25 protein-coding genes and 1 pseudogene are annotated in these 24,292 nt (G+C 64.9%); 10 read left to right on the top strand and 16 right to left on the bottom strand.

Annotated features, from left to right (window positions below; all coding sequences use genetic code 11):
* Window positions 1-28: 28 nt before the first annotated feature.
* The 6 genes and pseudogenes from V0R62_RS08580 to V0R62_RS08555 all read right to left on the bottom strand — a co-directional run bounded on the left by V0R62_RS08580 (window position 29) and on the right by V0R62_RS08555 (window position 7,351).
* Window positions 29-1,021 (bottom strand): hydrolase, encoded by a 993-nt coding sequence (locus V0R62_RS08580; protein WP_330103418.1) that lies wholly within the window; start codon window positions 1,019-1,021, stop codon window positions 29-31.
* A gap of 60 nt (window positions 1,022-1,081) precedes the next feature.
* Window positions 1,082-2,414, bottom strand: a pseudogene (locus tag V0R62_RS08575) (M16 family metallopeptidase).
* Between the two features lie 71 nt (window positions 2,415-2,485).
* Window positions 2,486-3,823 (bottom strand): M16 family metallopeptidase, encoded by a 1,338-nt coding sequence (locus V0R62_RS08570; RefSeq protein WP_330103417.1) that lies wholly within the window; start codon window positions 3,821-3,823, stop codon window positions 2,486-2,488.
* 84 nt (window positions 3,824-3,907) lie between these two features.
* Window positions 3,908-4,510 (bottom strand): 16S rRNA (guanine(966)-N(2))-methyltransferase RsmD, encoded by a 603-nt coding sequence (rsmD, locus tag V0R62_RS08565; protein ID WP_330103416.1) that lies wholly within the window; start codon window positions 4,508-4,510, stop codon window positions 3,908-3,910.
* Window positions 4,510-6,003 carry a M16 family metallopeptidase gene (locus V0R62_RS08560; protein WP_330103415.1) on the bottom strand — a complete coding sequence of 498 codons (1,494 nt, stop codon included), beginning with the start codon at window positions 6,001-6,003 and terminating at the stop codon, window positions 4,510-4,512. The genes rsmD and V0R62_RS08560 overlap by 1 nt, the downstream gene beginning before the upstream one ends.
* Entirely contained in the window at window positions 5,996-7,351 is a 1,356-nt protein-coding gene (locus V0R62_RS08555; RefSeq protein WP_330103414.1) for a M16 family metallopeptidase, read from the bottom strand. The genes V0R62_RS08560 and V0R62_RS08555 overlap by 8 nt, the downstream gene beginning before the upstream one ends.
* A 234-nt stretch (window positions 7,352-7,585) precedes the next feature.
* Here V0R62_RS08555 and ftsY point away from each other — a divergent pair, with 234 nt between their 5' ends.
* The 4 genes from ftsY to rpoH all read left to right on the top strand — a co-directional run bounded on the left by ftsY (window position 7,586) and on the right by rpoH (window position 11,900).
* Entirely contained in the window at window positions 7,586-9,241 is a 1,656-nt protein-coding gene (ftsY, locus tag V0R62_RS08550; protein ID WP_330103413.1) for a signal recognition particle-docking protein FtsY, read from the top strand.
* Window positions 9,238-9,909 (top strand): cell division ATP-binding protein FtsE, encoded by a 672-nt coding sequence (gene ftsE / locus V0R62_RS08545; protein WP_011531723.1) that lies wholly within the window; start codon window positions 9,238-9,240, stop codon window positions 9,907-9,909. The genes ftsY and ftsE overlap by 4 nt, the downstream gene beginning before the upstream one ends.
* Window positions 9,906-10,934: a permease-like cell division protein FtsX gene (gene ftsX, locus V0R62_RS08540; RefSeq protein ID WP_330103412.1), complete on the top strand. Its 1,029-nt coding sequence runs from the start codon at window positions 9,906-9,908 to the stop codon at window positions 10,932-10,934. The genes ftsE and ftsX overlap by 4 nt, the downstream gene beginning before the upstream one ends.
* Window positions 10,935-11,045: 111 nt before the next feature.
* Complete coding sequence (gene rpoH / locus V0R62_RS08535; protein WP_050707365.1) at window positions 11,046-11,900, top strand: RNA polymerase sigma factor RpoH; 855 nt, start codon at window positions 11,046-11,048, stop codon at window positions 11,898-11,900.
* 165 nt (window positions 11,901-12,065) lie between these two features.
* On the opposite strand, the gene mtgA is transcribed toward rpoH, so the two are convergent.
* The gene (gene mtgA / locus V0R62_RS08530; protein WP_330103411.1) at window positions 12,066-12,776 is read right to left on the bottom strand and encodes a monofunctional biosynthetic peptidoglycan transglycosylase; all 711 of its coding nucleotides are present in this window, start codon (window positions 12,774-12,776) and stop codon (window positions 12,066-12,068) included.
* Between the two features lie 64 nt (window positions 12,777-12,840).
* Between mtgA and V0R62_RS08525 the strand changes: the two genes are divergently transcribed.
* From V0R62_RS08525 to V0R62_RS08505, 5 genes are all read left to right on the top strand, one after another.
* On the top strand, window positions 12,841-13,212 hold the full coding sequence (locus tag V0R62_RS08525) for a DUF423 domain-containing protein (protein ID WP_186712022.1): 372 nt from the start codon (window positions 12,841-12,843) through the stop codon (window positions 13,210-13,212).
* 102 nt (window positions 13,213-13,314) lie between these two features.
* Window positions 13,315-13,515 (top strand): sulfur carrier protein ThiS, encoded by a 201-nt coding sequence (gene thiS / locus V0R62_RS08520; protein ID WP_050707401.1) that lies wholly within the window; start codon window positions 13,315-13,317, stop codon window positions 13,513-13,515.
* 52 nt (window positions 13,516-13,567) lie between these two features.
* Entirely contained in the window at window positions 13,568-14,380 is an 813-nt protein-coding gene (locus V0R62_RS08515) for a thiazole synthase (RefSeq protein ID WP_330103410.1), read from the top strand.
* Between the two features lie 9 nt (window positions 14,381-14,389).
* Entirely contained in the window at window positions 14,390-15,112 is a 723-nt protein-coding gene (gene trmB / locus V0R62_RS08510; protein WP_330103409.1) for a tRNA (guanosine(46)-N7)-methyltransferase TrmB, read from the top strand.
* Between the two features lie 64 nt (window positions 15,113-15,176).
* Complete coding sequence (locus tag V0R62_RS08505) at window positions 15,177-15,971, top strand: hypothetical protein (RefSeq protein ID WP_330103408.1); 795 nt, start codon at window positions 15,177-15,179, stop codon at window positions 15,969-15,971.
* 661 nt (window positions 15,972-16,632) lie between these two features.
* Here V0R62_RS08505 and V0R62_RS08500 read toward each other — a convergent pair.
* From V0R62_RS08500 to V0R62_RS08460, 9 genes are all read right to left on the bottom strand, one after another.
* The gene (locus tag V0R62_RS08500; RefSeq protein WP_011531731.1) at window positions 16,633-16,959 is read right to left on the bottom strand and encodes a DUF3392 family protein; all 327 of its coding nucleotides are present in this window, start codon (window positions 16,957-16,959) and stop codon (window positions 16,633-16,635) included.
* Window positions 16,960-16,968: 9 nt separating this feature from the next.
* A complete protein-coding gene (hemW, locus tag V0R62_RS08495; RefSeq protein WP_330103407.1) occupies window positions 16,969-18,147 on the bottom strand; it encodes a radical SAM family heme chaperone HemW in 1,179 nt (392 codons plus the stop codon).
* Entirely contained in the window at window positions 18,144-18,740 is a 597-nt protein-coding gene (gene rdgB / locus V0R62_RS08490; RefSeq protein WP_330103406.1) for an RdgB/HAM1 family non-canonical purine NTP pyrophosphatase, read from the bottom strand. Before rdgB ends, hemW begins: the two co-directional genes overlap by 4 nt.
* Window positions 18,737-19,171 (bottom strand): DUF4426 domain-containing protein, encoded by a 435-nt coding sequence (locus tag V0R62_RS08485; RefSeq protein ID WP_186712019.1) that lies wholly within the window; start codon window positions 19,169-19,171, stop codon window positions 18,737-18,739. The genes rdgB and V0R62_RS08485 overlap by 4 nt, the downstream gene beginning before the upstream one ends.
* A 25-nt stretch (window positions 19,172-19,196) precedes the next feature.
* Entirely contained in the window at window positions 19,197-19,817 is a 621-nt protein-coding gene (gene metW / locus V0R62_RS08480) for a methionine biosynthesis protein MetW (RefSeq protein ID WP_166885701.1), read from the bottom strand.
* Window positions 19,818-19,824: 7 nt separating this feature from the next.
* Window positions 19,825-20,964 (bottom strand): homoserine O-succinyltransferase MetX, encoded by a 1,140-nt coding sequence (metX, locus tag V0R62_RS08475; RefSeq protein WP_330103405.1) that lies wholly within the window; start codon window positions 20,962-20,964, stop codon window positions 19,825-19,827.
* An 88-nt stretch (window positions 20,965-21,052) separates the two neighbouring features.
* Complete coding sequence (locus V0R62_RS08470; protein WP_050707358.1) at window positions 21,053-21,643, bottom strand: YggT family protein; 591 nt, start codon at window positions 21,641-21,643, stop codon at window positions 21,053-21,055.
* Window positions 21,644-21,653: 10 nt separating this feature from the next.
* On the bottom strand, window positions 21,654-22,472 hold the full coding sequence (proC, locus tag V0R62_RS08465) for a pyrroline-5-carboxylate reductase (protein ID WP_330103404.1): 819 nt from the start codon (window positions 22,470-22,472) through the stop codon (window positions 21,654-21,656).
* Window positions 22,473-22,510: 38 nt separating this feature from the next.
* Window positions 22,511-23,197 (bottom strand): YggS family pyridoxal phosphate-dependent enzyme, encoded by a 687-nt coding sequence (locus V0R62_RS08460; RefSeq protein ID WP_330103403.1) that lies wholly within the window; start codon window positions 23,195-23,197, stop codon window positions 22,511-22,513.
* Between the two features lie 65 nt (window positions 23,198-23,262).
* Here V0R62_RS08460 and V0R62_RS08455 point away from each other — a divergent pair, with 65 nt between their 5' ends.
* Window positions 23,263-24,267, top strand: coding sequence for a type IV pilus twitching motility protein PilT (locus tag V0R62_RS08455; RefSeq protein WP_330103402.1), 1,005 nt, complete (start codon window positions 23,263-23,265; stop codon window positions 24,265-24,267).
* Window positions 24,268-24,292 lie beyond the last annotated feature (25 nt).

Genomic DNA, 24,292 nt, shown 5'->3' with positions numbered 1-24,292 from the left:
TGCCCTCAGCCATTTTCCTGGATGAGGGCTAGCGCCCGTCCATCAGCCATTGCGGAATCCGCCGTTCCAGGTAATACCCCGGATTGCGCAGGCTGCCCTCGACGAACCCGACATGGCCACCGCGATTGTGCAGTTCGAACTGCGTCAGTGGCGCCAGTTCGTCGGCAGTCGGCAGGCTGTGACCGAACACGAACGGATCATCGCTGGCATGGATGATCAGCGTCGGTGTGCGGTTTTTCCCCAGGTAGTAGCGGCTGGACGCCCGGCGGTAGTAGTCATGGGCATCGCTGAAGCCATTGAGCGGAGCGGTCACCTTGCCATCGAAGTCCCAGAAGGTGCGCAGGTTGCGCAATGGGCCAAGGCGCTCGAGGGTTGCCAGCCCTTCATGGTGACCTTGGTTGCGGAAGTGCCGCTGCTTGTCCTGCACGTACGCCAGCATCGCGCGCATGAAATGCGCCTGGTAGATCTTCGAGAAGCCCAGGCCGATGCGGTCGGCGCATTGGTCCAGGCGAAATGGCACCGACACCGCCACTGCCGCTTCCAGTTGGCTGGCCGAGCCACTTTCCCCCAGGTATTTGAGTAGCACATTACCGCCCAGCGAATAGCCCACGGCATACAGCGGCGCCAGGGGCCGCTGCGCCCGCAGGTGGCGGATGGTCTCGGCCAGGTCTTCGCTGGCCCCGGAGTGGTAGCTGCGCGCCAGCAGGTTGGGCTCGCCCGAGCAGCCGCGCCAGTTCACCGCGACGCTGGCCCAGCCACGCCCCTGCAAGGCCAGTTGCAGGCCTTTGACGTAGGGCGAATTGGACGAGCCGGTCAGACCGTGAAGCACCAGCACCAACGGCGCGTCGGGTTGGTGCGGCCCGTGCCAGTCGAGGTCGAGGAAGTCGCCGTCGGCCAGCCACAGACGCTCGCGGCTGCGCGGCAAGTCCGGGAGCTTGCGCCAGAGGGGGCCCCACAATGTTTGCAGGTGCGGGTTGGACAGGCCGGTGGCCGGGCGGAAGGCGGCGGTGAGGCTGGGCATGCTGGGCGACTCGTGATGTGCCAGCCTAGAGTGCCATGAAACACCGCCGCTGTATCTGCGCTATTGGTCGGCATCCGGCGGAGGTGGCAAGGGCAACTGTTCTACGTCCGGGCCCAGGCTTATGACAACTTGTGGGGCTTCGGCCAGCAGGGCCCTTGCGGCCTCGCGGATGTCTGGCGGGGTCAACGCTGCCAGTTTGTCGGAGTAGCTCACCAGGTGGTCCGCAGGCAGCTTCTGATGGCTGAGCGTCGCCAGGCACTTGGCCAGGTCCTCATTGCTTGCCAGTGTATGCTGGAGCTTGCCGACCAGTTGGCTCAAAGCCACGTCGCATTCAACCTGGGTCGGTCCATGCGTACCCAGGCATGCCAGCATGTTTGCGACCAGCATGCATGAGGCGTCACGATACTCAGGGGTAATATCCCACTCGATTTGCAACAGGTTGGCCGCATCGAACGGTTGCAGGGATGAGCTGGCGCTGTAGGTCAGGGCGCGCTTGACCCGCAGCTCCTGTACCAGCCTCGATTCGAAGCCGCCCCCGAGGATTTCATCCAGCATGACCAGTGCGGGATACCATGGGCTCCTTGGCGATACGTTGACCGGCACTGTGAGCATGACCGAGGTCGAGGTTCCTGTCCTTTCAAGACGTTGTGTATGTGCGTTCGGCGCTGGAGGGGGGGGCTGGCAGCCGTGCTGCCCAGTTTTGCGGTAGAGCCTGAACGAGGTCGGCAACCAGTTGATGCGCCTCTGCAGGTGACAGGTCGCCCACCAGGCCGATATCGACGTTGTTGGCCGAGTAGGCGCGCTGGTGAAAGGCCCGCAGCTGTGGGTCCGTAATGCCATCAAGCCCTTCGGCCGTGCCTGTCACAGGGATGGCATAGGGGTGATCGGCGAACACGTGGGCCATGGTGGCGTCCGACTTTCTTGTCGAGGTGTACCATGCTCGTGCTCGCTGGGCGATGGCCAGTCGCTCGCGAATGCGCGCAACGTCGTCCGGGCGCAATGCCGGTTGGGCGAGCATTTGCGTGAACAGCGACAGAACACTGGCCCGCAGTGCGGGCAGGCTCAGGCAGCGCAGGGTAACCACGGCTTCATCGTGGTTGATGCTTCTGTTCATGATTGCGCCATGGCCTTCGAGAAACTGGGCAAACCGAGCGCTATCGAGCTGTCCGGTGCCTTGGTCGAGGCTGTACAAGACAAGGGCGGCTAGGCCTGGGTTGTCGCCATCGAGCACGCTACCGGCACGGAAGCGAAGTGCCAGGTTGAATATCGGCCGTTCATGGACCTGCGTGAAACTGACCCGGGCACCTTCGGGAGTGACCCACTGCTGGACCTTGACCGCCAACGGTTGCAGTTGCGCCAGATCAATGTCTTGGGCAGCGTTCAAACCGGCCATGGCGGCGACCGCTGCATCGGTGGCCGGGCCGCTGCAGATCAGCGGCGTGGAGGTGGTACTGGCTGCTTGATTCATGCTGGATCTCCGAGCTGCAGGTAGGTAACAGTCAGCCGCTCGCGGCTCAGGTAGTCGAATGCGACTTGGCGTACGGTTGCACTGTCGAGGTGTCGGACAATGTTGGCCTGCTGGTCGATCAGGGAAGGCCCCAGGCCTGAGGCGGCTGCTTGTCCAATAAGTCTGGCTTGCCAGGTGATGCTTTCCTGGTTGAACAGGTAGCGGGCAAGCAGGCGCAGTTTTGTGCGATCCAGTTCTTCCTGAGTGAGCGGTGTGTGGCGCAGTTCATCTACCAATCTGTAGATTTCTTCGGCAGCGTCGTTAGGGGTGCAGTTGTCGGTATTCACGTACGCAGAAATCGTCAGCAGGGTGTCGCCGCGAAGCAACGGATCGTAGGAGAGCACAACCCCCTTCAGTACGTTCCTGTCGCGCACCAAACGGCTGTACAGCCTTGAGCTGAAGCCTTTGCCAAGCAGCTCGCCGAGCAGTTTCAGTGCTGGGCCTGTGGTTGCCTGGGGCGCAGTTGCCAGGCTTGGCACGTTGAATGACATGAACAACCCCTCACGTCCCATAGGCAGGCTTACAGCCTGGCTTCGCGCCTTTAACGGTATTTCGTGGCGTGGGACGGGGCGCGGCGTTGTGGCTGCTACAGGCAGGTCTGCAAAATACCGGGCCACGTGCTGCTTGAGCGTTGTGAGGTCGACGGCGCCTACTACCACGAGCGTGGCGTTACCTGGTGCGTACCATTGGTCGTACCAACTGCGCAGCGTGTCGAGCGTCAGGTTGTTCAGGTCACTGGCGAGGCCGAAGGTGGGGTTGCCGTAAGGACTGCCCGCATGTGCGAGCTTCAAGTGCTGATGACTTGCTTGCTGCAAGGGTGCGTTATCGATTTTCAGCCGGCGCTCGTCTTCGACCGTTTTTATCGCCAGGTCCATTTCAGGCTGGCCGAAGGTTGCAGTGGTCATGGCATCAGCCATGATCTCGAGGGCGATCGGCAGGCGTATCGCGGGTAGTTGAATATCGAAAGCCGTCGCGTCGTCTGTGGTGGTGCCATTGGCTTTGCCACCCAGGCGCGCGATCACTTGTAGGTACTGACCTTTGGCGAGTTTGCTGCTGCCATCGAAGATCAGGTGTTCCAGAAGGTGCGAAAGGTTGGTTTGGCCCTCCGGTTCATCGCTGGCACCCACGTGGTACCAGAGTTGAACCGCTGCCAGTGGAGTGTGGTGGTCCTCTCGCAGGTAGACGGTCAAACCGTTGTCCAGCGTGAAGTGCTGTAACTCTGCCGATGGGGCGGTTGCGATGGCCGCTAGGCCGGCAGAGACCAATGCGTCGTCGAGAAGGGGAGGCGATGACATGGCCGAAGTGCTCCTGGTTGATGGTGAACCGGAGCAGCTTCAGCAAAAATGCGCGTCTGCCAGCACTACATAGTTAGGGTTTTCTCAACTGCGCTGCCACAACGCGTAGTGCACCTGTCCGGTCTTCTTCTCGCGGTGCAGGCGCCAGTTGCCCGGCATCGGCAGCGAGGAGGGTACGGCTTCGCTTTCGGTGTAGATCCACGCCTGCTCGCGCAGCCACTGGCCCTGCTCCAGCAGGTTGCAGGTGTTGGCCAGCAGGTCCTGGTGGAACGGCGGGTCGAGGAAGACCACGTCGAACTGCTGTTTGGCCGGGCCTTGCAGGTAGCGCAGAGCGTCGGTCTGGAGGATCTGCCCACGCGGGCAGCGCAGCAGCTCGAGGTTGTTCTTGAGGTTGGCGATGGCCGCCGGGTTGCTGTCCAGTGCAACCGCGTTCTCGGCGCCGCGGGACAAGGCCTCCAGCACCAGCGCGCCGCTGCCGGTGAAGGCATCGAGCACCAGTGCGCCTTCGATGTGCGGCGCCAGCCAGTTGAACAGGGTCTCGCGCACGCGGTCAGGCGTCGGCCGCAGGCCTTCGCCTTCCGGCACGGCCAGGCGGCGGCTGCGCCACTCGCCGGCGATGATGCGCAGTTGGCCGGGGCCCTTGCTGGCGCCCGGTGCCGGGCGCGCTGGGGTATTGGGTCTTGCCATTAGTGCTCCGGTACGCCGAGCGGCTGCTCGGCGGGTTTGTCAGTGGGGGCCGGCAGGGGCTGCTGGGCCACCTTCGGGCCGACGGTGACGATCACCAGCTTGTCCGCCGCCAGATGCTTGTTCATGGCGGCCTTGACCTGCTCGACGGTCAGCCCCTGGGACTGCTGCATGAAGTCTTCCAGCCAGCTCAGCGGCAGGTTGTAGAAGCCGATCGCGCCCAGCTGGCCGACGATGCTGGCATTGCTGGCGTTGGACAGCGGGAAGCTGCCGGCCAGTTCGCGCTTGGCATCGTCCAGTTCCTGCTGGGTCGGGCCGCTCTTGAGGTAGTCGGCGAGGATATCCCGGACCAGCTTGAGCGTGCCCTCGCTGAGTTCGGCGCGGGTCTGCAGGTTGATCATGAACGGGCCGCGTACCTGCATCGGGCTGAACACCGAGTACACGCCGTAGGTCAGGCCGCGTTTTTCGCGGACTTCGCTCATCAGGCGAGTACCGAAGGCGCCGCCACCGAGGATCTGGTTGCCCAGCGACAGGGCCGGCCAGTCCGGATCGTTACGGTCGATGCCCAGCTCGGCCAGCATCAGGTGGGTCTGCTTGGACGGGAAGTCGATATGGGTCGCGCCCGGCTTGGGCTCGACCGGCTGCTCGGGCTTGGCCAGGGCCGGGCCTTTGGGCAGGCCGGTGGAGACCTGGGCGGCAATGGCTTCGGCTTCGCCGCGGCTGAGGTCGCCGACCAGGGCGATCACCGCGTTGCCGGCCGCGTAGGCCTTGGCGTGGAAGCCGCGCAGCTGTTCCAGGGTAATGCCCGGGATGGTTTCGGCGGTGCCGTCGCTGGGGCTGGCGTAAGGGTGTTTGCCGTAGAGGTTGGCGAACAGGGTCTTGCCGGCGATCTTGCCCGGGTTCTGCTTCTCGTACTCGAAACCGGCCAGCAGCTGGTTCTTGATGCGCTTGAGGGCATCCTCGGGGAAGGTCGGCTGGCCCACCACCTCGGTGAACAGCTTCAGCGCCGGCTCGCGCTTGTCGCTGGCGCTGAGGCTGCGCAGCGACGCCACGGCCATGTCGCGGTACGAACCGTTGCCGAAGTCGGCGCCCAGGCCCTCGAAGCCTTCGGCGATGGCGGTAACGTCCTTGCCGGCCACGCCCTCGTTGAGCATGGCGTTGGTCAGGGTGGCCAGGCCCGGGGTGCCGCCGTCCTGGCTGCTGCCGGCGGCGAAGGTCACGCGCAGGTCGAACATCGGCAGCTCGCGGGCCTCGACGAACAGCACGCGGGCGCCTTCGGCGGTGGACCAGTGCTGGATGTTCAGCTGGCGCCGGCTGGGGGCCTTGCCGTCCAGTTCGGCCAGCGATTGCAGGGTGTTGGCCGGGCGGACCGCAGTGTCTGCCTTGCCTTGGCTGTCGGACTGGGCCGGGCGTGCCAGCAGCGCGGCGACGGCCACCACCAGCACGATGATCGCCAGGCCGAACAGGGTGTAGCGCGGTGTGCTGCGATCACTCATGAGCGGACTCCTCGGGCAGTACATGGGCAACGCTCAGGCGTTCGCGGGTGAAATAGGTGCGGGCGGCGGCCTGGATGTCCTCCGGGGTCACGCGCTTGAGGTCGTCGAGCTCGCTGTCGATCAGCTTCCAGGACAGGCCGACGGTCTCCAGCTGGCCGATGGTGGTGGCCTGGCTGCTGATGGAGTCACGGTCGTAGACCAGGCCGGCAATCACCTGGGCGCGCACGCGTTCGAGTTCCTCGGCGGTCGGCGGCGTGGTCTTGAGCTCGTCGAGCAACTGCCAGATGCCTTTTTCCACTTCGGCCAGGGTCTTGTGCTTCTGCACGTTGGGCGTGGCCGAGATCATGAACAGGCTGTCGCCGCGGGTGAAGGCGTTGTAGCTGGACGAGGCGCCGGCCACCAGTTCCTGGGCGCGCTCCAGGCGCGCCGGCATGCGGGCGCTGTAGCCGCCGTCGAGCAGGGCCGAGATCAGGCGCAGGGCGTTGACGCCGCGCGGGTCCTTGGCCGTGGCCAGGGCGGGCACGTTGAAGCCGTAGACCAGGCTGGGCAGTTGCGTGCGCAGGTGCAGGGTGAGCTGGCGCAGGCCCGGCTCGGCCAGCTCCAGCGGCAGCTTGCTCGGCGGCACGGCGCGCTTGGGAATCGGGCCGAAGTACTTCTGCGCGAGGGCCTTCACCTCGTCGGGCTTGACGTCGCCGACCACCACCAGGGTAGCGTTGTTCGGCGCGTACCAGGATTCGTACCAGTGGCGCAGTTCCTCGACCTTCATGCGTTCGAGGTCGGCCATCCAGCCGATGGTCGGGGTGTGGTAGCCGCTGGCCGGGTAGGCCATGGCGCGGAACAGCTCGAAGGCCTTGGCGTTGGGCTGGTCGTCGGTGCGCAGGCGGCGCTCTTCCTTGATTACCTCGATTTCGCGGCTGAATTCGTCGGCCGGCAGGCGCAGGCTGGCCAGGCGGTCGGCTTCCAGCTCGAAGGCCACCGGCAGGCGGTCACGGGCCAGCACCTGGTAATAGGCGGTGTAGTCGTCGCTGGTGAAGGCGTTCTCCTCGGCGCCGAGATCGCGCAGGATGCGCGAGGCTTCGCCGGGGCCGAGCTTGGCGCTGCCCTTGAACATCATGTGCTCCAGGGCGTGGGACAGGCCGGTCTGGCCCGGCGTCTCGTAGCTGGAACCGACCTTGTACCAGATCTGCGAAACCACCACCGGCGCCCGGTGGTCCTCGCGCACGACCACCTTCAGGCCGTTGTCGAGGATGAATTCGTGGGTGGGTTGCACATCGGCGGCGAAGGCCGCCAGCGGCAGGCACAGCGTGCCAAGCAACAGGCCAGCGGCGCGGCGGGCTAGAGCATTCATACGGTGTTCAACCTGTTCGGCGGCCCGCTTGGGTTTAGCGTCGGCGGGCCAGGAGGTGCTAGGATACTGATCCGGTTGCCTGGCGACCATGCCTGTCGCCGTTCTGGCCCGCAGGCCCTTACGACAAAACGTTGCGCATGAACCCGCTGGCTTCACAGTAGTCTGTTCTGCGTGACTCAAGAATTCCCGATGCGCCACTGCTGGCGCATCGCTACCCTGAGATAGCCGTCTTCCATGTTTGGTTCCAACGACGACAAAAAAGCGCCGGCCGCGGCTGGCGAGAAGAAAGGCCTGTTCAGCTGGTTCCGCAAGAAGCCGGAGCAACCTGTCGCCGAACAGCCGCAAGCCCCCCAGTCGCCCGTCGAGGCGCCGGTGGTACATCAGCCTCCAGCCGAGCAGCCCGCTGCGCTGGCCGAGGCACCCCACCCCGCGCCGGTAAGCGTGCCGGCCGAGCCTGAGCCCGCCGCTGCGCCGCAGCCCGCACCGGTGGTCGAAGCACCTCAGCCTGCGCCGGTGGAAGTCCCGGTCGAGCCTGTCCAGGCGGCCGAACCTGAGCCTGCCGCTGCGCCTCAGGCGCCGCAGCCCGCTGTAGTGCTCGAAGCACCCCGGTCTGCGCCGGCAGAAGTCCCGGCCGAGTCTGCCTTGGTGGCTGAGCCTGTCGCTGTGCCTCAGGCGCCGCAGCACCCTGTGGGAGCGGGCTTGCCCGCGAATGCGTCGAGCCTGTCAACGGTTGAGCCCGAGCCAACACCGCCTGCGCCTGTAAGCAACCTGGTACTGCCCGTCGCGGAAGAGCCCGTGGCGCTGGTGCCAGATCTCGAACCCAAGGCCCCGCCCGCTATCCCTGAGCGCCATGCCCCTGAGGCAGTGGTGGCCGAACCAGCCCCTGTGCCCGAGCCCGAGCCGGTAGCGTCTGTCGCTCCCGCTCCGGCTGCCGTGGAACCTGCGCCAGTCGCCGCCAAACCCGGCTTCTTCGCCCGCCTCAAGCAGGGCCTGTCGAAGACTAGCGCGAGCATCGGCGAGGGCATGGCCAGCCTGTTCCTGGGCAAGAAGGTCATCGACGACGACTTGCTCGACGAGATCGAGACCCGACTGCTGACCGCCGACGTCGGTGTCGAGGCCACCTCGACCATCGTCCAGAACCTGACACAGAAGGTCGCCCGCAAGCAGCTTGCCGACGCCGACGCCCTGTACAAGTCGCTGCAGGACGAACTGGCCGCCTTGCTGCGCCCGGTCGAGCAGCCGCTGAAGATCGAGGCGCAGAGCAAGCCCTACGTGATTCTGGTGGTCGGCGTGAACGGCGCCGGCAAGACCACCACCATCGGCAAGCTGGCCAAGAAGCTGCAGCTCGAAGGCAAGAAGGTCATGCTCGCCGCTGGCGACACCTTCCGCGCCGCGGCGGTGGAGCAGTTGCAGGTCTGGGGCGAGCGCAACCAGATCCCGGTGATCGCCCAGCACACCGGCGCCGACTCGGCCTCGGTGATCTTCGACGCCGTGCAGGCCGCCAAGGCCCGTGGCGTCGATGTGCTGATCGCCGACACCGCCGGTCGCCTGCACACCAAGGACAACCTGATGGAAGAGCTGAAGAAGGTCCGTCGGGTGATCGGCAAGCTCGACGCCGAGGCGCCCCACGAGGTGCTGCTGGTGCTCGACGCCGGTACCGGGCAGAACGCCATCAGCCAGGCCAAGTACTTCAACCAGAGCGTCGAACTGACCGGCCTGGCCCTGACCAAGCTGGACGGTACCGCCAAGGGCGGTGTCATCTTCGCCCTGGCCAAGCAGTTCAACATCCCGATCCGCTTCATCGGTGTGGGCGAGGGTATCGACGACCTGCGCACCTTCGAGGCCGAACCCTTCGTCAAGGCGCTGTTCGCCGAGCGGGAACCTTCATGATCCGATTCGAACAGGTAGCCAAGCGCTATCCCAACGGCCACGTCGGCCTGCACGAACTGAGCTTCCGGGCGCGTCGTGGCGAGTTCCTGTTCGTCACCGGCCACTCCGGCGCCGGCAAGAGCACCCTGCTGCGCCTGCTGCTGGCCATGGAGCGTCCGACCAGCGGCAAGCTGCTGCTGGCCGGGCAGGACTTGGGCCAGATCAGCAACGCGCAGATCCCGTTCCTGCGCCGGCAGATCGGCGTGGTGTTCCAGAACCACCAACTGCTGTTCGACCGCACGGTGTTCAACAACATCGCCCTGCCGCTGCAGATCCTCGGGCTGTCCAAGGCCGAGATCGCCAAGCGCGTGGATTCGGCGCTGGAGCGCGTGTCGCTGAGCGACAAGGGCGAGCTGTTCCCGGCCGACCTGTCCACTGGCCAGCAGCAGCGCGTGGGCATTGCCCGCGCCATCGTCCACCAACCGGCCCTGCTGTTGGCGGACGAGCCCACCGGTAACCTCGACCCGCGCCTGGCCGCCGAGATCATGGGCGTGTTCGAGGACATCAATCGCCTGGGCACCACGGTATTGATCGCCAGTCACGACCTGGCGCTGATCGCGCGCATGCGCCACCGCATGCTGACGCTGCAACGCGGCCGCTTGATCGGCGATGGGGAGGCCGGGCAATGAGCACCACACGTACACCAAAGGTTTCCGAGCGCGTGGCGCCGAAAGCCGCCGACCCGCAACCGGCGAAGAAGAAGCGCGGCGACCACGACGACGACGGTCCGGACTTCCGCACCCTGCTGCACGCCTGGCTGGAAAGCCACCGCGCCAGCCTGGCCGACAGCCTGCGCCGCCTGGGCAAGCAGCCGATTGGCAGTTTCTTCACCTGCCTGGTGATGGCCGTGGCGCTGAGCATGCCCATGGGCCTCTCGCTGCTGCTGAAGAACGTCGAGAAACTCGGCGGTTCGTGGCAGCGCGCGGCGCAGATCTCGCTTTACCTCAAGCTCGATGCCAGCAGCCGCGACGGCGAGGCCCTGCGTGACGAGATCAAGGGCATGCCGGGCGTCGCCGAGGCCCAGTACGTCAGCCGCGAGCAGGCGCTGGAAGAGTTCCAGCAGCAGTCGGGCCTGGGCGAGGCGCTACGCGAGCTGCCGGACAATCCACTGCCCGGCGTGGTGGTGGTAACCCCGACCGAGGTCGACAAACCCGCCCTGGAGGCCTTGCGCCAGCGCCTGTCCGAGCTGCCTCGCGTGGAAGCGGCGCAGCTGGACCTGGTGTGGGTCGAGCGTCTGGCGGCGATTCTCAAGCTGGGTGACCGGTTCGTCTTCGGCCTGGCGGTGATGCTGATTTCCGCTCTGCTGTTAGTAATCGGTAACACAATTCGTCTACATATCGAAAACCGCCGGGTCGAGATTGAAGTGATCAAGCTCGTCGGCGGCACCGACAGCTACGTGCGCCGGCCTTTCCTGTACATGGGCGCGCTGTACGGCCTGGGTGCGGGCGTGCTGGCCTGGGGCATCCTGGCGTTCGGCCTGAACTGGCTGAACGACGCGGTGGTCGGGCTGTCCGGCCTGTATGGCAGTGATTTCGCCCTGGGTGGCGTGCCGGCCTCGGATGGCCTTTCACTCTTGATCGGGGCGGTGCTGTTGGGGTATATCGGTGCATGGATCGCCGTCGCTCGTCATCTGAACGAGCTGGCACCGCGATAAATGTTTCATGGCCAGTATTGACAAATTTTTCATCCTGGAACTTGTACAACGGTTCCTTGTCTATGCTGGCAGTGCCCACAAGGCACGAGTCTGTAAGCCGGAGGTACTTGAATGACCACATCGTTGCAACCTGCCTATGCCCTGGTTCCCGGTGCAAACCTGGAAGCCTACGTGCACACGGTCAACAGCATCCCTTTGCTGTCGCCGGAGCAGGAGCGTGATCTGGGCGAGCGTCTCTACTATGAGCAGGATCTCGAGGCCGCTCGTCAAATGGTGATGGCCCACCTGCGTTTCGTCGTACACATCGCCCGTAGCTACGCCGGCTACGGGTTGGCCCAGGCCGACCTGATCCAGGAAGGCAACGTCGGTCTGATGAAGGCGGTAAAGCGTTTCAACCCGGAAATGGGCGTGCGTCTGGTGTCCTTCGCGGTGCACTGGATCAAGGCCGAGATCCACGAGTTCATCCTGCGCAACTGGCGCATCGTCAAGGTGGCCACCACCAAGGCCCAGCGCAAGCTGTTCTTCAACCTGCGCAGCCAGAAGAAGCGCCTGGCCTGGTTGAACAACGACGAAGTGCATCGCGTGGCCGAAAGCCTCGGCGTCGAACCCCGTGAAGTGCGCGAGATGGAAAGCCGCCTGAGTGGCCAGGACATGGCCTTCGACCCGGCGGCCGAAGCCGACGACGACAGCGCCTTCCAGTCGCCCGCGCATTACCTGGAAGACCACCGCTACGACCCGGCCGTGCAGCTGGAGGACGCCGATTGGAGCGACAACTCCACCAGCAACCTGCATGAAGCGCTACAAGGCCTGGACGATCGCAGTCGCGATATCCTCTACCAGCGCTGGCTGGCCGAGGAAAAGGCTACGCTGCATGAGCTGGCGGAGAAGTACAGCGTTTCGGCCGAGCGTATTCGCCAGCTGGAGAAGAACGCGATGAACAAGGTCAAGGCACTGATCGCGATCTGATCGGTGCCTGGCTGAAGTGAAAAAGCCGCTGTTCTCGCAAGAGACAGCGGCTTTTTTTGTCCGCCAGAATGTGGCGGGGGCGTGGGAGCGGGCTTGCCCCGCGATGGCGATGTTGCGGATGAATCGGCTATCGCGGGGCAAGCCCGCTCCCACGAAAGCCAGGCCTCAAAGCCTGCGCGAAGTATCCAGCTGCATCAGGTAGCTCGGCCCGCCCAGCTGGCTCATCTGCCGGCGAATCCAGCCTGCCCGGCTCGCCACATAGGCGCTTGGCCGGCTGGCACTCCACTTGATCGGGCTCGGCAGCACCGCGGCGAGCTGTGCGGCCTGTTGTCGCGTCAGGCGGCTGGCGTCCACACCGAAGTGATAGCGTGCCGCGGCCTGGGCGCCAAACACGCCCTTGCCCCATTCGGCGCTGTTCAGGTAGACCTCGAGAATCCGCTCCTTCGACCAGAACAGTTCGATCAGCGCGGTGAACCAGGCTTCCAGCCCCTTGCGCAGCCAGCTGCGTCCGGACCACAGGAACATATTCTTGGCCACCTGCTGGGTCAGCGTGCTGGCGCCACGCACCTTGCCGCCACGCTCGTTGTAGGCCAGCGCCGCCTGGATTGCTGGGATGTCGAAGCCCCAGTGGCTGGCGAACTTCTGGTCCTCGCCGGCGATGACCGCGACCTTGAGTTCGTCGGAGATGTCCTCCCACGGCGTCCAGTCGCGTTGCAGGTCGATGGGCTCGCCGCTGAACCACGACTCTACCTTGCGCTCGACCATCAGCGCGGTGCCGGGCGGTGGAACCCAGCGCAGCACCAGGACCACGGCGGCACTGCCGGCTGCGAACCAGAGCAGGGCGCGGGAAAGGTGGCGCAGGAGAGATGACAGCATGGTGATGGCTTGGCCGGACCGTTGGAACGGGCCATTATACAGACCCCTCCCGAGGAGTCGTCCCATGCTTCGCAGCTTCCTGATGCTCGCCGCGTTCTTCGGCTTTACCGGCGTCGCCCTCGGCGCCTTCGCCGCCCATGGCCTGAAGAGCCGTCTCAGCGCCGACTACCTGGCGATCTTCCATACCGGCGTGACCTACCAACTGGTGCACGCCCTGGCGATCCTCGCGGTGGCGGTGCTCTCGGCGCACCTGCCGGGGCGCCTGGTCGGCTGGGCCGGCGGTCTGTTCGCCGTGGGTATCGTGCTGTTCTCCGGTAGCCTCTACGTACTGACCCTGAGCGGTCTGGGCAAGCTCGGCATGATCACTCCGCTGGGCGGCCTGTGCTTCCTCGCTGGCTGGCTGTGCCTGGGCCTGGCCGCCTGGCGCCTGGGCTGACCGAACGGTCCACAATCGCGACTAATGGCGCGCATCGCCCTTGGGTTGCGGAGTGGATCGGGGCTAGAATGCGGGCCCCAAAGAACAATGGTGGCCGTGCGCATGCGCATTCAATTGAACGGTGAACCTTACGAACTGCCCGAGGGCGAGAGCGTCGCGGCGCTGCTGGGCCGGCTGGAGCTGGCCGGCCGCCGGGTGGCGGTGGAACTGAACCTGGACATCGTGCCGCGCAGCCAGCACGAGAGCACGCGATTGAGCGAAGGCGACCAGGTCGAAGTGGTTCATGCCATTGGCGGTGGTTGAGCGCGTCCCGCCGATTCATCCAAGGCCCCTTAACCTTTCCAGAGGAACATCGATGAGCAACGTTCGCAGCGACAAGCCTTTCGTCCTGGCCGGGCGCACTTTCCAGTCGCGCCTGCTGGTCGGCACCGGCAAGTACCGTGACATGGAAGAAACCCGCCTGGCCACCGAGGCCTCGGGTGCCGAGATCGTCACCGTGGCCGTGCGTCGCACCAACCTCGGCCAGAACGCGGGCGAGCCGAACCTGCTCGATGTGCTGTCGCCCGACAAGTACACCATCCTGCCGAACACCGCAGGCTGCTTCGATGCGGTCGAAGCGGTGCGTACCTGCCGCCTTGCCCGTGAGTTGCTCGACGGCCACAAGTCCCACGAGCAGCGGACGCTGGTGAAGCTGGAAGTGCTGGCCGACCAGAAGACCCTGTTCCCCAATGTGATCGAAACCCTCAAGGCCGCCGAAGTGCTGGTCAAGGACGGCTTCGACGTGATGGTCTACACCAGCGATGATCCGATCATCGCCCGCCAGCTGGCCGAAGCCGGCTGCATCGCCGTCATGCCGCTGGCCGGCCTGATCGGAACCGGCCTGGGTATCTGCAACCCCTACAACCTGCAGATCATCCTTGAGGAATCCAAGGTGCCGGTGCTGGTCGATGCCGGCGTGGGTACCGCCTCCGACGCCACCATCGCCATGGAGATGGGCTGCGAGGCGGTGCTGATGAACTCGGCCATCGCCCATGCCCAGCAACCGGTGCTGATGGCCGAGGCCATGAAGCACGCCATCCTTGCCGGCCGCATGGCGTATCTCGCCGGGCGCATGCCGAAGAAACTCTATGCCAGCGCGTCCTCGCCGCTGGAAGGTCTGATCAAGTAAGAGCCCCAGATGACTGAATCGCAAGAAACGCCGATCACCGAAGACGGTGAAGCCCGCCCGCACCGCCGCATCAAGAGTTTCGTGATGCGTGCCGGGCGCATGACCGAAGGCCAGCAACGCGGCCTGGAGCAGGGCGGCCCGCTGTTCATCCTGCCGCTCACCGATAGCCCGGTGGACTACGACCAGGTGTTCGGCCGTTCGGCGCCGCGCACCCTGGAGATCGGCTTCGGCATGGGCCATTCGCTGCTGGAAATGGCCGCCGCCTCGCCCGAGCTGGACTTCATCGGTGTCGAAGTGCACCGTCCGGGTGTCGGCGCGTTGCTAAATGGCGTGCTGACCCAGGGCCTGAAGAACCTGCGGGTGTACGACTGTGATGCCATCGAAGTCCTCAACCGCTGCGTGGCCGACAACAGCCTCGACCGCCTGATGTTGTTCTTCCCGGATCCGTGGCACAAGGCACGTCATCACAAGCGCCGGATCGTTCAGCTGGAGTTCGCCGAGCTGGTGCGCCGCAAGCTCAAGCCCGGTGGCGTATTCCACATGGCGACCGATTGGGAGCCCTATGCCGAGTACATGCTGGAAGTGATGAGCGCAGCGCCGGGCTATCGCAACCAGGCGGCCGATGGCGCCTACGTACCGCGTCCGCAAGAGCGTCCGATCACCAAGTTTGAGCGTCGCGGTGAGCGACTTGGACATGGGGTGTGGGACCTGAAGTTCGAAAAACTGGCTTGATCCTCCCCCTGCCAGAGGTGCTGTTGCGCCTCTGGCCCCTTCTCTGTGCGTAAAGGACTGCGCTTTGAAACTTCGTGGTGTGCTGTCGCTGACAGGGCTCGCCCTTGTTGTCTGTCTTGGGGTCGCCGATCTGTTGAGTGCGCCCCCACTTTCTTCCCAGCAGCACCTGGTACATGCCCAAGCGCTGATGCAGCAGGCCCATGAGCAGCTCAAGGAGCTTGCCGCGCGCGAAGCAAGAGGGGAGGCCGACGACCTTGAGCGACTTCTGGCAATGAACGTCTCAATTGCCGAGGCGCGTGCTCACATCGATCAGGCGGCTGATGCGGGCGAGGTGCTGGCGCTGTTCTGGCAGTCAGGTCTCCACCCCCTTGCTGGCGGGCATGATGAAACGCCGCAGTCAGAGTCTTGTGTTCGCTTGCATCAGGCGGTGGATCAAGGGTTCCTGGCAGCGGCGGTCGCTTATCAGTACCGCTGCAGACCCGCAGCCAAGGGGTTTGAGTACACTGCGGAACAAGCCGAGCAGTTCCAGGCACTCAGGCATGCGTTGGGGCGAGACGATCCTTTCCTGTCGCTTTATCCGCAGGTTTTGCGTGAAAGTCGTTGTTCAACCCCGGCAAACGCCTTTTCCGTTCAACTGCCAGGAGGCCCCCGCTGGTTCGCCGAGGCAGTGGAGGCATCCGCACGTTCGCTGACCTACGACATGTACAAGGCCGAGGGGCTGTATCTCTTGGCCATGCAGCCTGATTTGGCATTGTCCGAGCGTTTGGCGCTGCTGCGGCAGTCGGAAGCCTTGGGTTGCAAGAAAGGGGGGCAATGGAGGCAAAGGTTGGAGTCGGAATTGGCGCGCGAGCGATCCTGACTGTGCTCATGGTGATCGGCTTATAACATCCTGGAAGATATCGACAGGGCACCAGCCAAGCCTGTCTGCAGCCATAAAAAAACCGCCTAGCTAAAGGCGGTTTTTTTATGCGGGCTTCGGGTTACGAATCCTCAGCCTGCGCATTTCAAGCGTCACTGGAGACCACCCACAAACGCGATACTAGGAGTACTCGTGGAGTGCGTCAATCACGGAAATATCAGGCATCAAGTGTGACTGAGCAGGTAACAGCCTTGAACCTTTCGCTGTCGTAAGATTGCCCCGCTCTCATGGGGGAATTTCCAGTGGCGGGCCGGGAAGCGAATTCGTTCTGCTGTCTCGGCCCCTTCGACGCGGCCTACGAACCGCGCCGGCAGAGTTTCGAAGGGCCATCTACCCGGCCACTTCACTGGAGACCACCCCACATGATCTCCGAAGGCGTCGAAGTGCCGGTCAGACGCTGGAAGATTGGCCCAGCCAACACGGAGGCCAAGGCATATGAAGCGTTTGCTGAATACGCTGAGCCGTGTCTGGAAGCTGGTTCGGATCCTGATCGTTTTCAGGACCGCCAGGGACTTCCTGCGCGATCACTTTGACGATGCCCGCTAAGGGTTAGTCGGGTGAGAAGCCGTCCTGGCTCGCCAGGGCGGCTTTTAGCCAATCCTCAGCCCCGCCGATCGGCCACCACGCCAATCAACACCAGCACCACCAGCAGCACCGGTGCCAGCGCATAGTTGTTGAACTGCCCCAGCCCCTTCACGATCCACGGCGTCGCATAGATCAGCGCTGCGCCGCTGCCGATCATCACCAGCAGCGCCATGAACGGCACCCGCAGGGCGCCGGCAAGGCCACCCAGGCGGCCTTCCACCCAGCCCTTGATGTCGGTGCCGAACAGCACCAGCAGGCAGCCCACCAGGGCCAGCGAAATTTCTGACAGGTTGCTGCGGCTCCAGCGGGAAACGGTCGAGAGCAGGTCAAGTACCAGGTCCATGGGTCATCCTTAATTCAAGAAGTACTGCAGCAGGTCGTTGAGGAACAGCTGGCCACGCGGTGTGGCTGCCAGCCGATCCGGTTCGACCCGCAAAAGGCCTTTTTGTTCGGCTTCACGGCGGGCTTCGGCCAGTTGTGCCAGGGGTAGGCCGGTGCGCAGGCTGAACAGTTCGGCCTCTACCCCGTCGGTGAGGCGCAGGGCGTTCATCAGGAACTCGAAGGGTAGCTCACCGGCCGGCAGCAGCTTCTCGCCCGCCTTGAACGGCTTGGCCGGGTTCAGGTAGTCCTTGGGCAGGCGGGTCTTCCAGGTGCGCAGGATGCGTCCGTCGGGGAACGACAGTTTGCCATGGGCGCCGGCACCGATGCCTATGAAGTCGCCGAAGCGCCAGTAGTTCAGGTTGTGCCGCGCGGCACGACCGGCCTGGGCGTAGGCCGAGACTTCGTACTGGCGGTAACCGTGGTCGGCCATCAGCGCCTGGCCGGCTTCCTGGATATCCCAGAGGATGTCGTCCTCGGGCAGCTCGGGCGGCTGGTTCCAGAACACCGTGTTCGGCTCTACCGTCAGCTGGTACCAGGACAGGTGCGTCGGCGCCAGTTCGATGGCCTGACGCAGGTCGCCCAGGGCGTCGTCGAGCGACTGGTCCGGCAAGCCGTGCATCAGGTCCATGTTGAAGTTGTCGAAGCCTGCCGCACGGGCCATGTCGGCGGCGCGCACCGCTTCTTCGCCATTGTGGATGCGTCCCAGCCTTTCCAGCTTGGCCGGCTGGAAACTCTGCACGCCGATGGACAGGCGGTTGATGCCGGTCTGCCGGTAGGCCTTGAACTTCTCCTGCTCGAAGGTGCCCGGGTTGGCCTCAAGGGTGATCTCGATGTCCGGGGTGAACGGGATGCGTTGCTCGACTCCGCGCAGCAGACGACCCAGCGCATCGGCGCTGAACAGGCTGGGGGTGCCGCCGCCGAAGAAGATCGTGCTGATGGAGCGGCCCTGGACGGCAGACAGCTCCTGGTCGAGGTCGGCCAGCAGGGCGTCGATGTATTCGGCTTCCGGTAGCGCCGGGCCGGCCTGGTGCGAGTTGAAGTCGCAGTACGGGCATTTGCGTACGCACCAAGGAATATGGATGTACAGCGACAGCGGCGGGAGCTCGGGAAGGATCAGGCCCGCCGGTTGCACGAACAGCTTTTCGGTCATGCCAGGCCCAGACGTTGACGCAGCAGGGCCATGGCGCGGGCGCGGTGGCTGAGCTGGTTCTTGTCGACCGGGGCGAGGTCGGCGCTGGAGCAGTTGCGCTCCGGGACCCAGAACAGCGGGTCGTAGCCGAAGCCGTGCTCACCACTGGCCTCGAACAGGATGCTGCCGTGCCACAGGCCTTCGCAGAGGATTGGCAACGGGTCGTCGGCGTGCCGCACCAGGGCCAGGACGCAGACGAACTGGGCGCCGCGTTGCGCCTGCGGCACGTCCTTCAGGGCCTCGAGCAGCTTGGCGTTGTTCGCCGCGTCGCCCTTGCCGTCGGCGTAGCGCGCCGAGTAGATGCCCGGCGCGCCGCCGAGGAAGTCCACCGCCAGGCCCGAGTCGTCGGCCAGGGCCGGCAGGCCGGAGATGCGTGCGGCGTTGCGCGCCTTGAGGATGGCGTTCTCGACGAACGACAGGCCGGTCTCTTCCGGCTCCACCTGGCTGAATTCACCGATCGAACGCAGGTGCACGGACTCGCCGAGCATGGCCTGCAGTTCCTTGAGCTTGCCGGCGTTGTGGCTGGCCAATACGAGTTGCGTAAGATTCATCATTCGCCTGGGAACACTTCCTGGTTGAAGCTGAGTTTATGGCTGACGCCACCGGTTTCGACGTTGATATCGAAGGTGACGGTCTCGGCCTGGTCGATCTTGAACTGGGCGATGTAGTAGACCGCGCCCTGATCGGTGATCTGCTTGAACGACAGCGGGTTGCTGCGCCCGGTCAGGTCCTTCACCGTGCCGCTGACCACCGCCGTTGCTGGCTTCTCGGCCTTGAGCACGGCGATGTTGAGCACGCCCTGGTTCTTGCTGCGGGTCAGGCCCGTGGCGGCGGCGATATCCGGTTGCAGCATGCTCGAGGTGAAGGCGCTGTAGTGGACCGTCACATCGCCGAACACCTCCTTGCGCTCCGGCTTGGCGGCATCGGCAGCCAGTACCGGCAAGGCCAGGCACAGGCTGATCAGAAACAGTGCTAGTCGACGCATGATCCCATTCCTCCGTTCGCGAGGGTCAGACCGCGAGCTGATGCTCCTGCAGGCCCGGGCTGCTGACCCGATAGATACCGATCTCACCTAGAAGATTAGGCCATAGCCGCCCGCCCAACCCGTTCCGGTGCAGACGGTCGACGGCCAGGCGGTCGAGAACCTTGGCCTTGCGCTCGTGGCACAGGTTCTCGAAGTCCTCGAAGGTGCAGAAGTGGATGTTCGGGGTGTTGTACCAGGTATACGGCATGAAGTCCGAAACCGGCATGCGACCCTTGGTCGCCAGGTACCAGCGGCAGCGCCAGTGGCCGAAGTTGGGGAAGGTGATGATGCACTGGCGGCCCACCCGCAGCATCTCGTCGAGGATCCGGTCGGGGTACTCCACGGCCTGCAGGGCCTGGGTCATGACCACCACGTCGAAACTGTTGCTGGCGAAGTTGCCCAGGCCCTTGTCCAGGTCCTGCTCGATGACGTTGACGCCCTTGGCCACGCAGGCGGCGATGTTATCGGCGTCGATCTCCAGGCCATAGCCGGTGACGTTCTTGCGCTCGCGCAAGGAGGCCAGCAGTTCGCCGTTGCCGCAGCCCAGGTCGAGGACCCGGCTGCCGGCGGGGATCCAGTCTTGGATGATTTCCAGGTCGGCTCTCATGCGGTCCTCAGAGGGCGATGCGGTTCATGTAGTTCGCGAAACCCTGCATGTAGCGGGGCGTCGGGATGAGGAAGGCGTCGTGGCCATAGGGCGAGTCGATGTCCAGGTAGCAGACGTTCTTGCGCGCGGCCATCAGGGCGTCGACGATCTCCCGCGAGCGGGCCGGCGAGAAGCGCCAGTCGGTGGTGAACGACATGATGCAGTAGTGCGCCGTGACGTGGGCCAGGGTTGCCGCCAGGTCGCCGCCATGGGCTGCGGCCGGGTCGAAGTAGTCCAGCGCCTTGGTCATCAGCAGGTAGGTGTTGGCGTCGAAGCGGCCGGAGAACTCCTCGCCCTGGTAGCGCAGGTAGCTCTCGACCTGGAACTCGACGCTGTGGAAGTCGTAGTTGAGCTTGTCGCTCTTGAGCTCGCGGCCGAATTTCTCGCCCATCGAGTCGTCGGACAGGTAGGTGATGTGGCCGACCATGCGCGCCAGCATCAGGCCGCGCTTGGGGATTACGCCCTGGTCCTGGAACGAGCCGCCGTGGAACTCGGGGTCGGTGAGGATGGCCTGGCGCGCCACTTCGTTGAAGGCGATGTTCTGCGCCGACAGCTTGGGCGCCGAGGCGATGTCCACGCAGTGGCGCACGCGGTCCGGGTAGGTGATGGTCCACTGCAGGGCCTGCATGCCGCCGAGGCTGCCACCGACGATGGCGGCCCAGGTCTGGATCCCCAAGCGGTCGGCCAGGCGCGCCTGGCTGTGCACCCAGTCCTCCACGGTCAGTACCGGGAAGTCGGCGCCGTAGGGCTTGCCGGTGGCCGGGTTGAGGCTGCTGGGGCCGGTGCTGCCGTTGCAGCCGCCGAGGTTGTTCAGGCTGACCACGAAGAACCGGTTGGTGTCGATCGGCTTGCCGGGGCCGATGCAGCTGTCCCACCAGCCCGGCTTGCGGTCGGTGGCGGCATGGTAGCCGGCGGCATGGTGATGGCCGGACAACGCATGGCAGATCAGCACGGCATTGCTGGCGCTGCTGTTTAGGGTGCCATAGGTTTCGTAGATGAGCTCGTACGAGGCCAGGGAGCGGCCACAAGCCAGGGCCAGCGGTTCATCGAACCGGGCAATCTGCGGTGTTACCAGACCGACGGAATCTTCGGGAAGGACAGTGGACATCGACCCTGCTCACGCTTGACGGAGGCGTAAGTCTAAAGAGCGCTACCCCCAGCGGCAAGCAAAGGCTTGCCGCTGGATACAGTGCGGGTCAGATCATCCGCCACAGCTCTTGCGGCATGCCGGCGTAGGCCGCCAGCTGGGGCATCAGGAACGACTGGATCACCTGGATGGCGATGAAGGCGAAGATCGGCGAAATATCCATGCCGCCGAGGTTCGGCACCAGGCGGCGGAACGGCGCCAGCACCGGCTCGCTGATCTGGTAGGCCAGCTCGGCGGCCGGGTTGTGGCTGTTCGGCGCGACCCACGAGACGATGACCATGACGATCATCGCCACCCAGAAGATCTTCAGGAACAGCGAGGTGATGCCCAGGATCGACCACATCAGCAGGTGCAGGATGTCGCCGAAGGTACCGTAGGTGACCATCAGCACGAAGGCCATCAGCAGCGCCTGGATCAGGATCGACAGCAGCAGCGAGGAGGTATCCAGGCCGGCGATGCTGGGGACCACCCGGCGCAGCGGCTTGAGCAGCGGCTGGGTGGCACGCACGGCGAACTGGCTCAGCGGGTTGTAGAAGTCGGCCTTGACCAGTTGCAGCACGAAGCGCAGCAGGACGATCACCAGGTACAGGCTGACCAGGGTTTGCACCACGAAGATCGCGGCGCCGGACAATGCATTCATCAATGGCTCCTTATTTGCCCAGTTGTTCGGCCAGTTCGGCGGAACGTTTCGCCGCGGCCTGAAGTGCCTGCTCGACGATCGCCTCGAAACCGCTGGCCTGGAACGACTTGATCGCCGCCTCCGTGGTGCCGGCCGGCGAGGTCACGCGACGGCGCAGCTCGGCGGCGTCGACATCGCTGGCAACCGCCATGCGGGCGGCGCCCAGGGCGGTCTGCAGGGTGAGTTGCGAGGCGGTTTCACGCGGCAGGCCGAGTTTCTCGCCGGCGGCGGTCATGGCTTCGATCAGCAGGAAGAAATAGGCCGGGCCGCTTCCGGAGACGGCGGTGACGGCATCCAGCTGTTGCTCTTCGTCCAGCCACAAGGCGGTGCCGACAGCCGACAGCAGCTGTTCAGCCTGCTGGCGCTGCTCGGTGGACACTTCCCCGGTGGCGTACAGGCCGCTGACGCCCTGGCGCAGCAGCGCCGGGGTGTTGGGCATGCAGCGCACCACCGGGATCGCCCCCAGCCAGGCCTGCAGGCTGGCGCAGGTGATGCCGGCGGCGATGGAAACCACCAACTGGCCGGGCTTGAGGTTCGGCTTCAGCGTTTCGCAGACAGCCTTCATGACCTGCGGTTTGACCGCCAGCACGATCACGTCGACGCCCTCGATGGCCTGGGCGTTGCTTTCGAAGGCTTCGATGCCGTGCTCGGCCTGGATCCGCGCGCGGGTCTCGGCACCCGGGTCGCTGGCGCGGATCTGCGCGGCGTCCAGGCCCTGGGCACGCAGGCCGCCGATCAGGCTGGCGGCCATGTTGCCGGCGCCGATAAAGGCAATACGAGTCTTGCTCATGTCAGGTCCTTGAGGGAAAGAGTGAGTTAAGCATGGATTCAGGGCTGCCCGTAGTCGCGGGCGCCGAACAGGGCGGTGCCGATGCGGACCCAGGTCGCACCTTGGGCGATGGCGGCTTCCAGGTCGTGGCTCATGCCCATCGACAGGGTGTCCAGGCCGAGGCCCATCTGCGCCTGGAGCTGGCGCAGGATGGCAAAGGCGGCCTCCTGCTCGGCGCGGTCCTCGGTCGGCTCAGGAATCGCCATCAAGCCGCGCAGGCGCAGGCCGGGCAGGGCGTTCACCGCCTGGGCGAGGGCCGGCAGCTCGGCGGGCGCGCAGCCGGACTTGCTGTCCTCGCCGCTGACGTTGACCTGCAGGCAGACGTTCAGCGGCGCCAGGCCGGCAGGGCGCTGCTCGGAGAGGCGTTGGGCGATCTTCAGACGGTCCACGGAATGTACCCAGTCGAAATGCTCGGCGATGGCCTTGGTCTTGTTCGACTGGATGGGGCCGATGAAGTGCCAGATCAAGGGCAGGTCGGAAAGTGCCTGTTGTTTTGTCAGGGCTTCCTGAAGGTAGTTCTCGCCCACATCGCGCAACCCGGCGGCGTAGGCCTCGCGAATCGCGCTGGCGGGCTTGGTCTTGCTCACTGCCAGCAGATGGATGCTGGCCGGGTCGCGTCCGGCGGCCCTGGCCGCGCTGTCGATGCGGGTGGCAATGGCGCCAATGTTGTCTGCTAGGGTGGACATGGTTCGTCGCCGACGGCTTTGGGGTCTGCGGCATTCTACCTGCTTGATCGCCGTTGGGGAGTCTCATGGATGTGACCGACCTGTTGCGCAGGGCCCAGAGTGCTGGTGCCAGCGACCTGCACCTGGTCGCTGGCGAGCGGCCGTTGCTGCGAATGGATGGGGTGTTGCAGCGCCTGGATCTCCCGGTGCTGACGGCAGGAGCGCTGGAAGACGGGATGGCTGCCTTGCTCGCTGATGAGCAGCGGCGACAGTGGGCTGGCGGCGATGAGCTGGACCTGGCGGTGAGCCTGGATGAGCTGGGGCGCTTTCGGCTGAACCTGTTCCGCCAGCGCAATGGCCCGAGTGCCAGCGTGCGTTTGATCCCCGCGAGCGTGCCCTGTCTGGAGGCACTTGAACTGACGGATGTGTTTCAAATCATCTCCCGGTGCCGGGATGGCCTGGTCCTGGTGGGTGGTGCCACCGGCAGTGGCAAGTCGAGCACCCTGGCGGCGCTAATCGATCGGCTCAACCGCGAATACGCATTGCATATCGTCACGCTCGAGGACCCGATCGAGTTCATCCATGCCAGCCAGCGCAGCCTGGTCAACCAGCGTGAGGTCGGCCTGCATAGCCGTGACTTTGCCCAGGCCCTGCGCAGCGCCCTGCGTCAGGACCCGGATGTGATCATGATCGGTGAGCTGCGCGATCTGCACAGCATTCGCCTGGCGTTGCGTGCCGCGGAAACCGGGCACCTGGTGCTGGCCACGGTGCATACGCGATCGGCGGTGAACAGTATCGACCGGCTGGTGGAGGTGTTTGCTGCGGAGGAAAAGCCGCTGATGCGAAGCATGCTGGCCGAATCCCTGCGGCTGGTGGTCGCTCAGGCACTGGTTCGGCGATCAGGCGGCGGGCGTGTCGCGGCGCGGGAGGTGCTGGTGGCGACGCCGGCGGTGCGCAACCTGATACGCGAGGGACGCCTGGCTCAGATTCATTCGCTGATGCAGGCTGGTGCGGCGGCGGGAATGTGCACGATGGAGGGGGCGCTGCGGGCGCTGGAGGCGCGGGGGATAATCGATACGACTTTAATCTGATCGCGGGGCAAGCCCGCTCCCACGC

It is taken from the genome of Pseudomonas carassii (assembly GCF_036324045.1).
Classification (GTDB): Bacteria; Pseudomonadota; Gammaproteobacteria; order Pseudomonadales; family Pseudomonadaceae; genus Aquipseudomonas; species Aquipseudomonas peradeniyensis.
This window is presented reverse-complemented; position numbering and strand designations above follow the sequence as displayed.

What these genes read in the sequence shown, in the direction of transcription:
- metX (WP_330103405.1), bottom strand. Translation starts at nt 20,964, where the DNA reads ATGTCCACTGTCCTTCCCGAAGATTCCGTCGGTCTGGTAACACCGCAG.
- V0R62_RS08515 (WP_330103410.1), top strand. Translation starts at nt 13,568, where the DNA reads ATGAGCAACGTTCGCAGCGACAAGCCTTTCGTCCTGGCCGGGCGCACT.
- hemW (WP_330103407.1), bottom strand. Translation starts at nt 18,147, where the DNA reads ATGACCGAAAAGCTGTTCGTGCAACCGGCGGGCCTGATCCTTCCCGAG.
- rdgB (WP_330103406.1), bottom strand. Translation starts at nt 18,740, where the DNA reads ATGATGAATCTTACGCAACTCGTATTGGCCAGCCACAACGCCGGCAAG.
- V0R62_RS08560 (WP_330103415.1), bottom strand. Translation starts at nt 6,003, where the DNA reads ATGAGTGATCGCAGCACACCGCGCTACACCCTGTTCGGCCTGGCGATC.
- rpoH (WP_050707365.1), top strand. Translation starts at nt 11,046, where the DNA reads ATGACCACATCGTTGCAACCTGCCTATGCCCTGGTTCCCGGTGCAAAC.
- proC (WP_330103404.1), bottom strand. Translation starts at nt 22,472, where the DNA reads ATGAGCAAGACTCGTATTGCCTTTATCGGCGCCGGCAACATGGCCGCC.
- metW (WP_166885701.1), bottom strand. Translation starts at nt 19,817, where the DNA reads ATGAGAGCCGACCTGGAAATCATCCAAGACTGGATCCCCGCCGGCAGC.
- trmB (WP_330103409.1), top strand. Translation starts at nt 14,390, where the DNA reads ATGACTGAATCGCAAGAAACGCCGATCACCGAAGACGGTGAAGCCCGC.
- thiS (WP_050707401.1), top strand. Translation starts at nt 13,315, where the DNA reads ATGCGCATTCAATTGAACGGTGAACCTTACGAACTGCCCGAGGGCGAG.
- V0R62_RS08580 (WP_330103418.1), bottom strand. Translation starts at nt 1,021, where the DNA reads ATGCCCAGCCTCACCGCCGCCTTCCGCCCGGCCACCGGCCTGTCCAAC.
- ftsX (WP_330103412.1), top strand. Translation starts at nt 9,906, where the DNA reads ATGAGCACCACACGTACACCAAAGGTTTCCGAGCGCGTGGCGCCGAAA.
- V0R62_RS08455 (WP_330103402.1), top strand. Translation starts at nt 23,263, where the DNA reads ATGGATGTGACCGACCTGTTGCGCAGGGCCCAGAGTGCTGGTGCCAGC.
- ftsE (WP_011531723.1), top strand. Translation starts at nt 9,238, where the DNA reads ATGATCCGATTCGAACAGGTAGCCAAGCGCTATCCCAACGGCCACGTC.
- V0R62_RS08460 (WP_330103403.1), bottom strand. Translation starts at nt 23,197, where the DNA reads ATGTCCACCCTAGCAGACAACATTGGCGCCATTGCCACCCGCATCGAC.
- rsmD (WP_330103416.1), bottom strand. Translation starts at nt 4,510, where the DNA reads ATGGCAAGACCCAATACCCCAGCGCGCCCGGCACCGGGCGCCAGCAAG.
- ftsY (WP_330103413.1), top strand. Translation starts at nt 7,586, where the DNA reads ATGTTTGGTTCCAACGACGACAAAAAAGCGCCGGCCGCGGCTGGCGAG.
- V0R62_RS08470 (WP_050707358.1), bottom strand. Translation starts at nt 21,643, where the DNA reads ATGAATGCATTGTCCGGCGCCGCGATCTTCGTGGTGCAAACCCTGGTC.
- V0R62_RS08525 (WP_186712022.1), top strand. Translation starts at nt 12,841, where the DNA reads ATGCTTCGCAGCTTCCTGATGCTCGCCGCGTTCTTCGGCTTTACCGGC.
- V0R62_RS08570 (WP_330103417.1), bottom strand. Translation starts at nt 3,823, where the DNA reads ATGTCATCGCCTCCCCTTCTCGACGACGCATTGGTCTCTGCCGGCCTA.
- mtgA (WP_330103411.1), bottom strand. Translation starts at nt 12,776, where the DNA reads ATGCTGTCATCTCTCCTGCGCCACCTTTCCCGCGCCCTGCTCTGGTTC.
- V0R62_RS08485 (WP_186712019.1), bottom strand. Translation starts at nt 19,171, where the DNA reads ATGCGTCGACTAGCACTGTTTCTGATCAGCCTGTGCCTGGCCTTGCCG.
- V0R62_RS08500 (WP_011531731.1), bottom strand. Translation starts at nt 16,959, where the DNA reads ATGGACCTGGTACTTGACCTGCTCTCGACCGTTTCCCGCTGGAGCCGC.
- V0R62_RS08555 (WP_330103414.1), bottom strand. Translation starts at nt 7,351, where the DNA reads ATGAATGCTCTAGCCCGCCGCGCCGCTGGCCTGTTGCTTGGCACGCTG.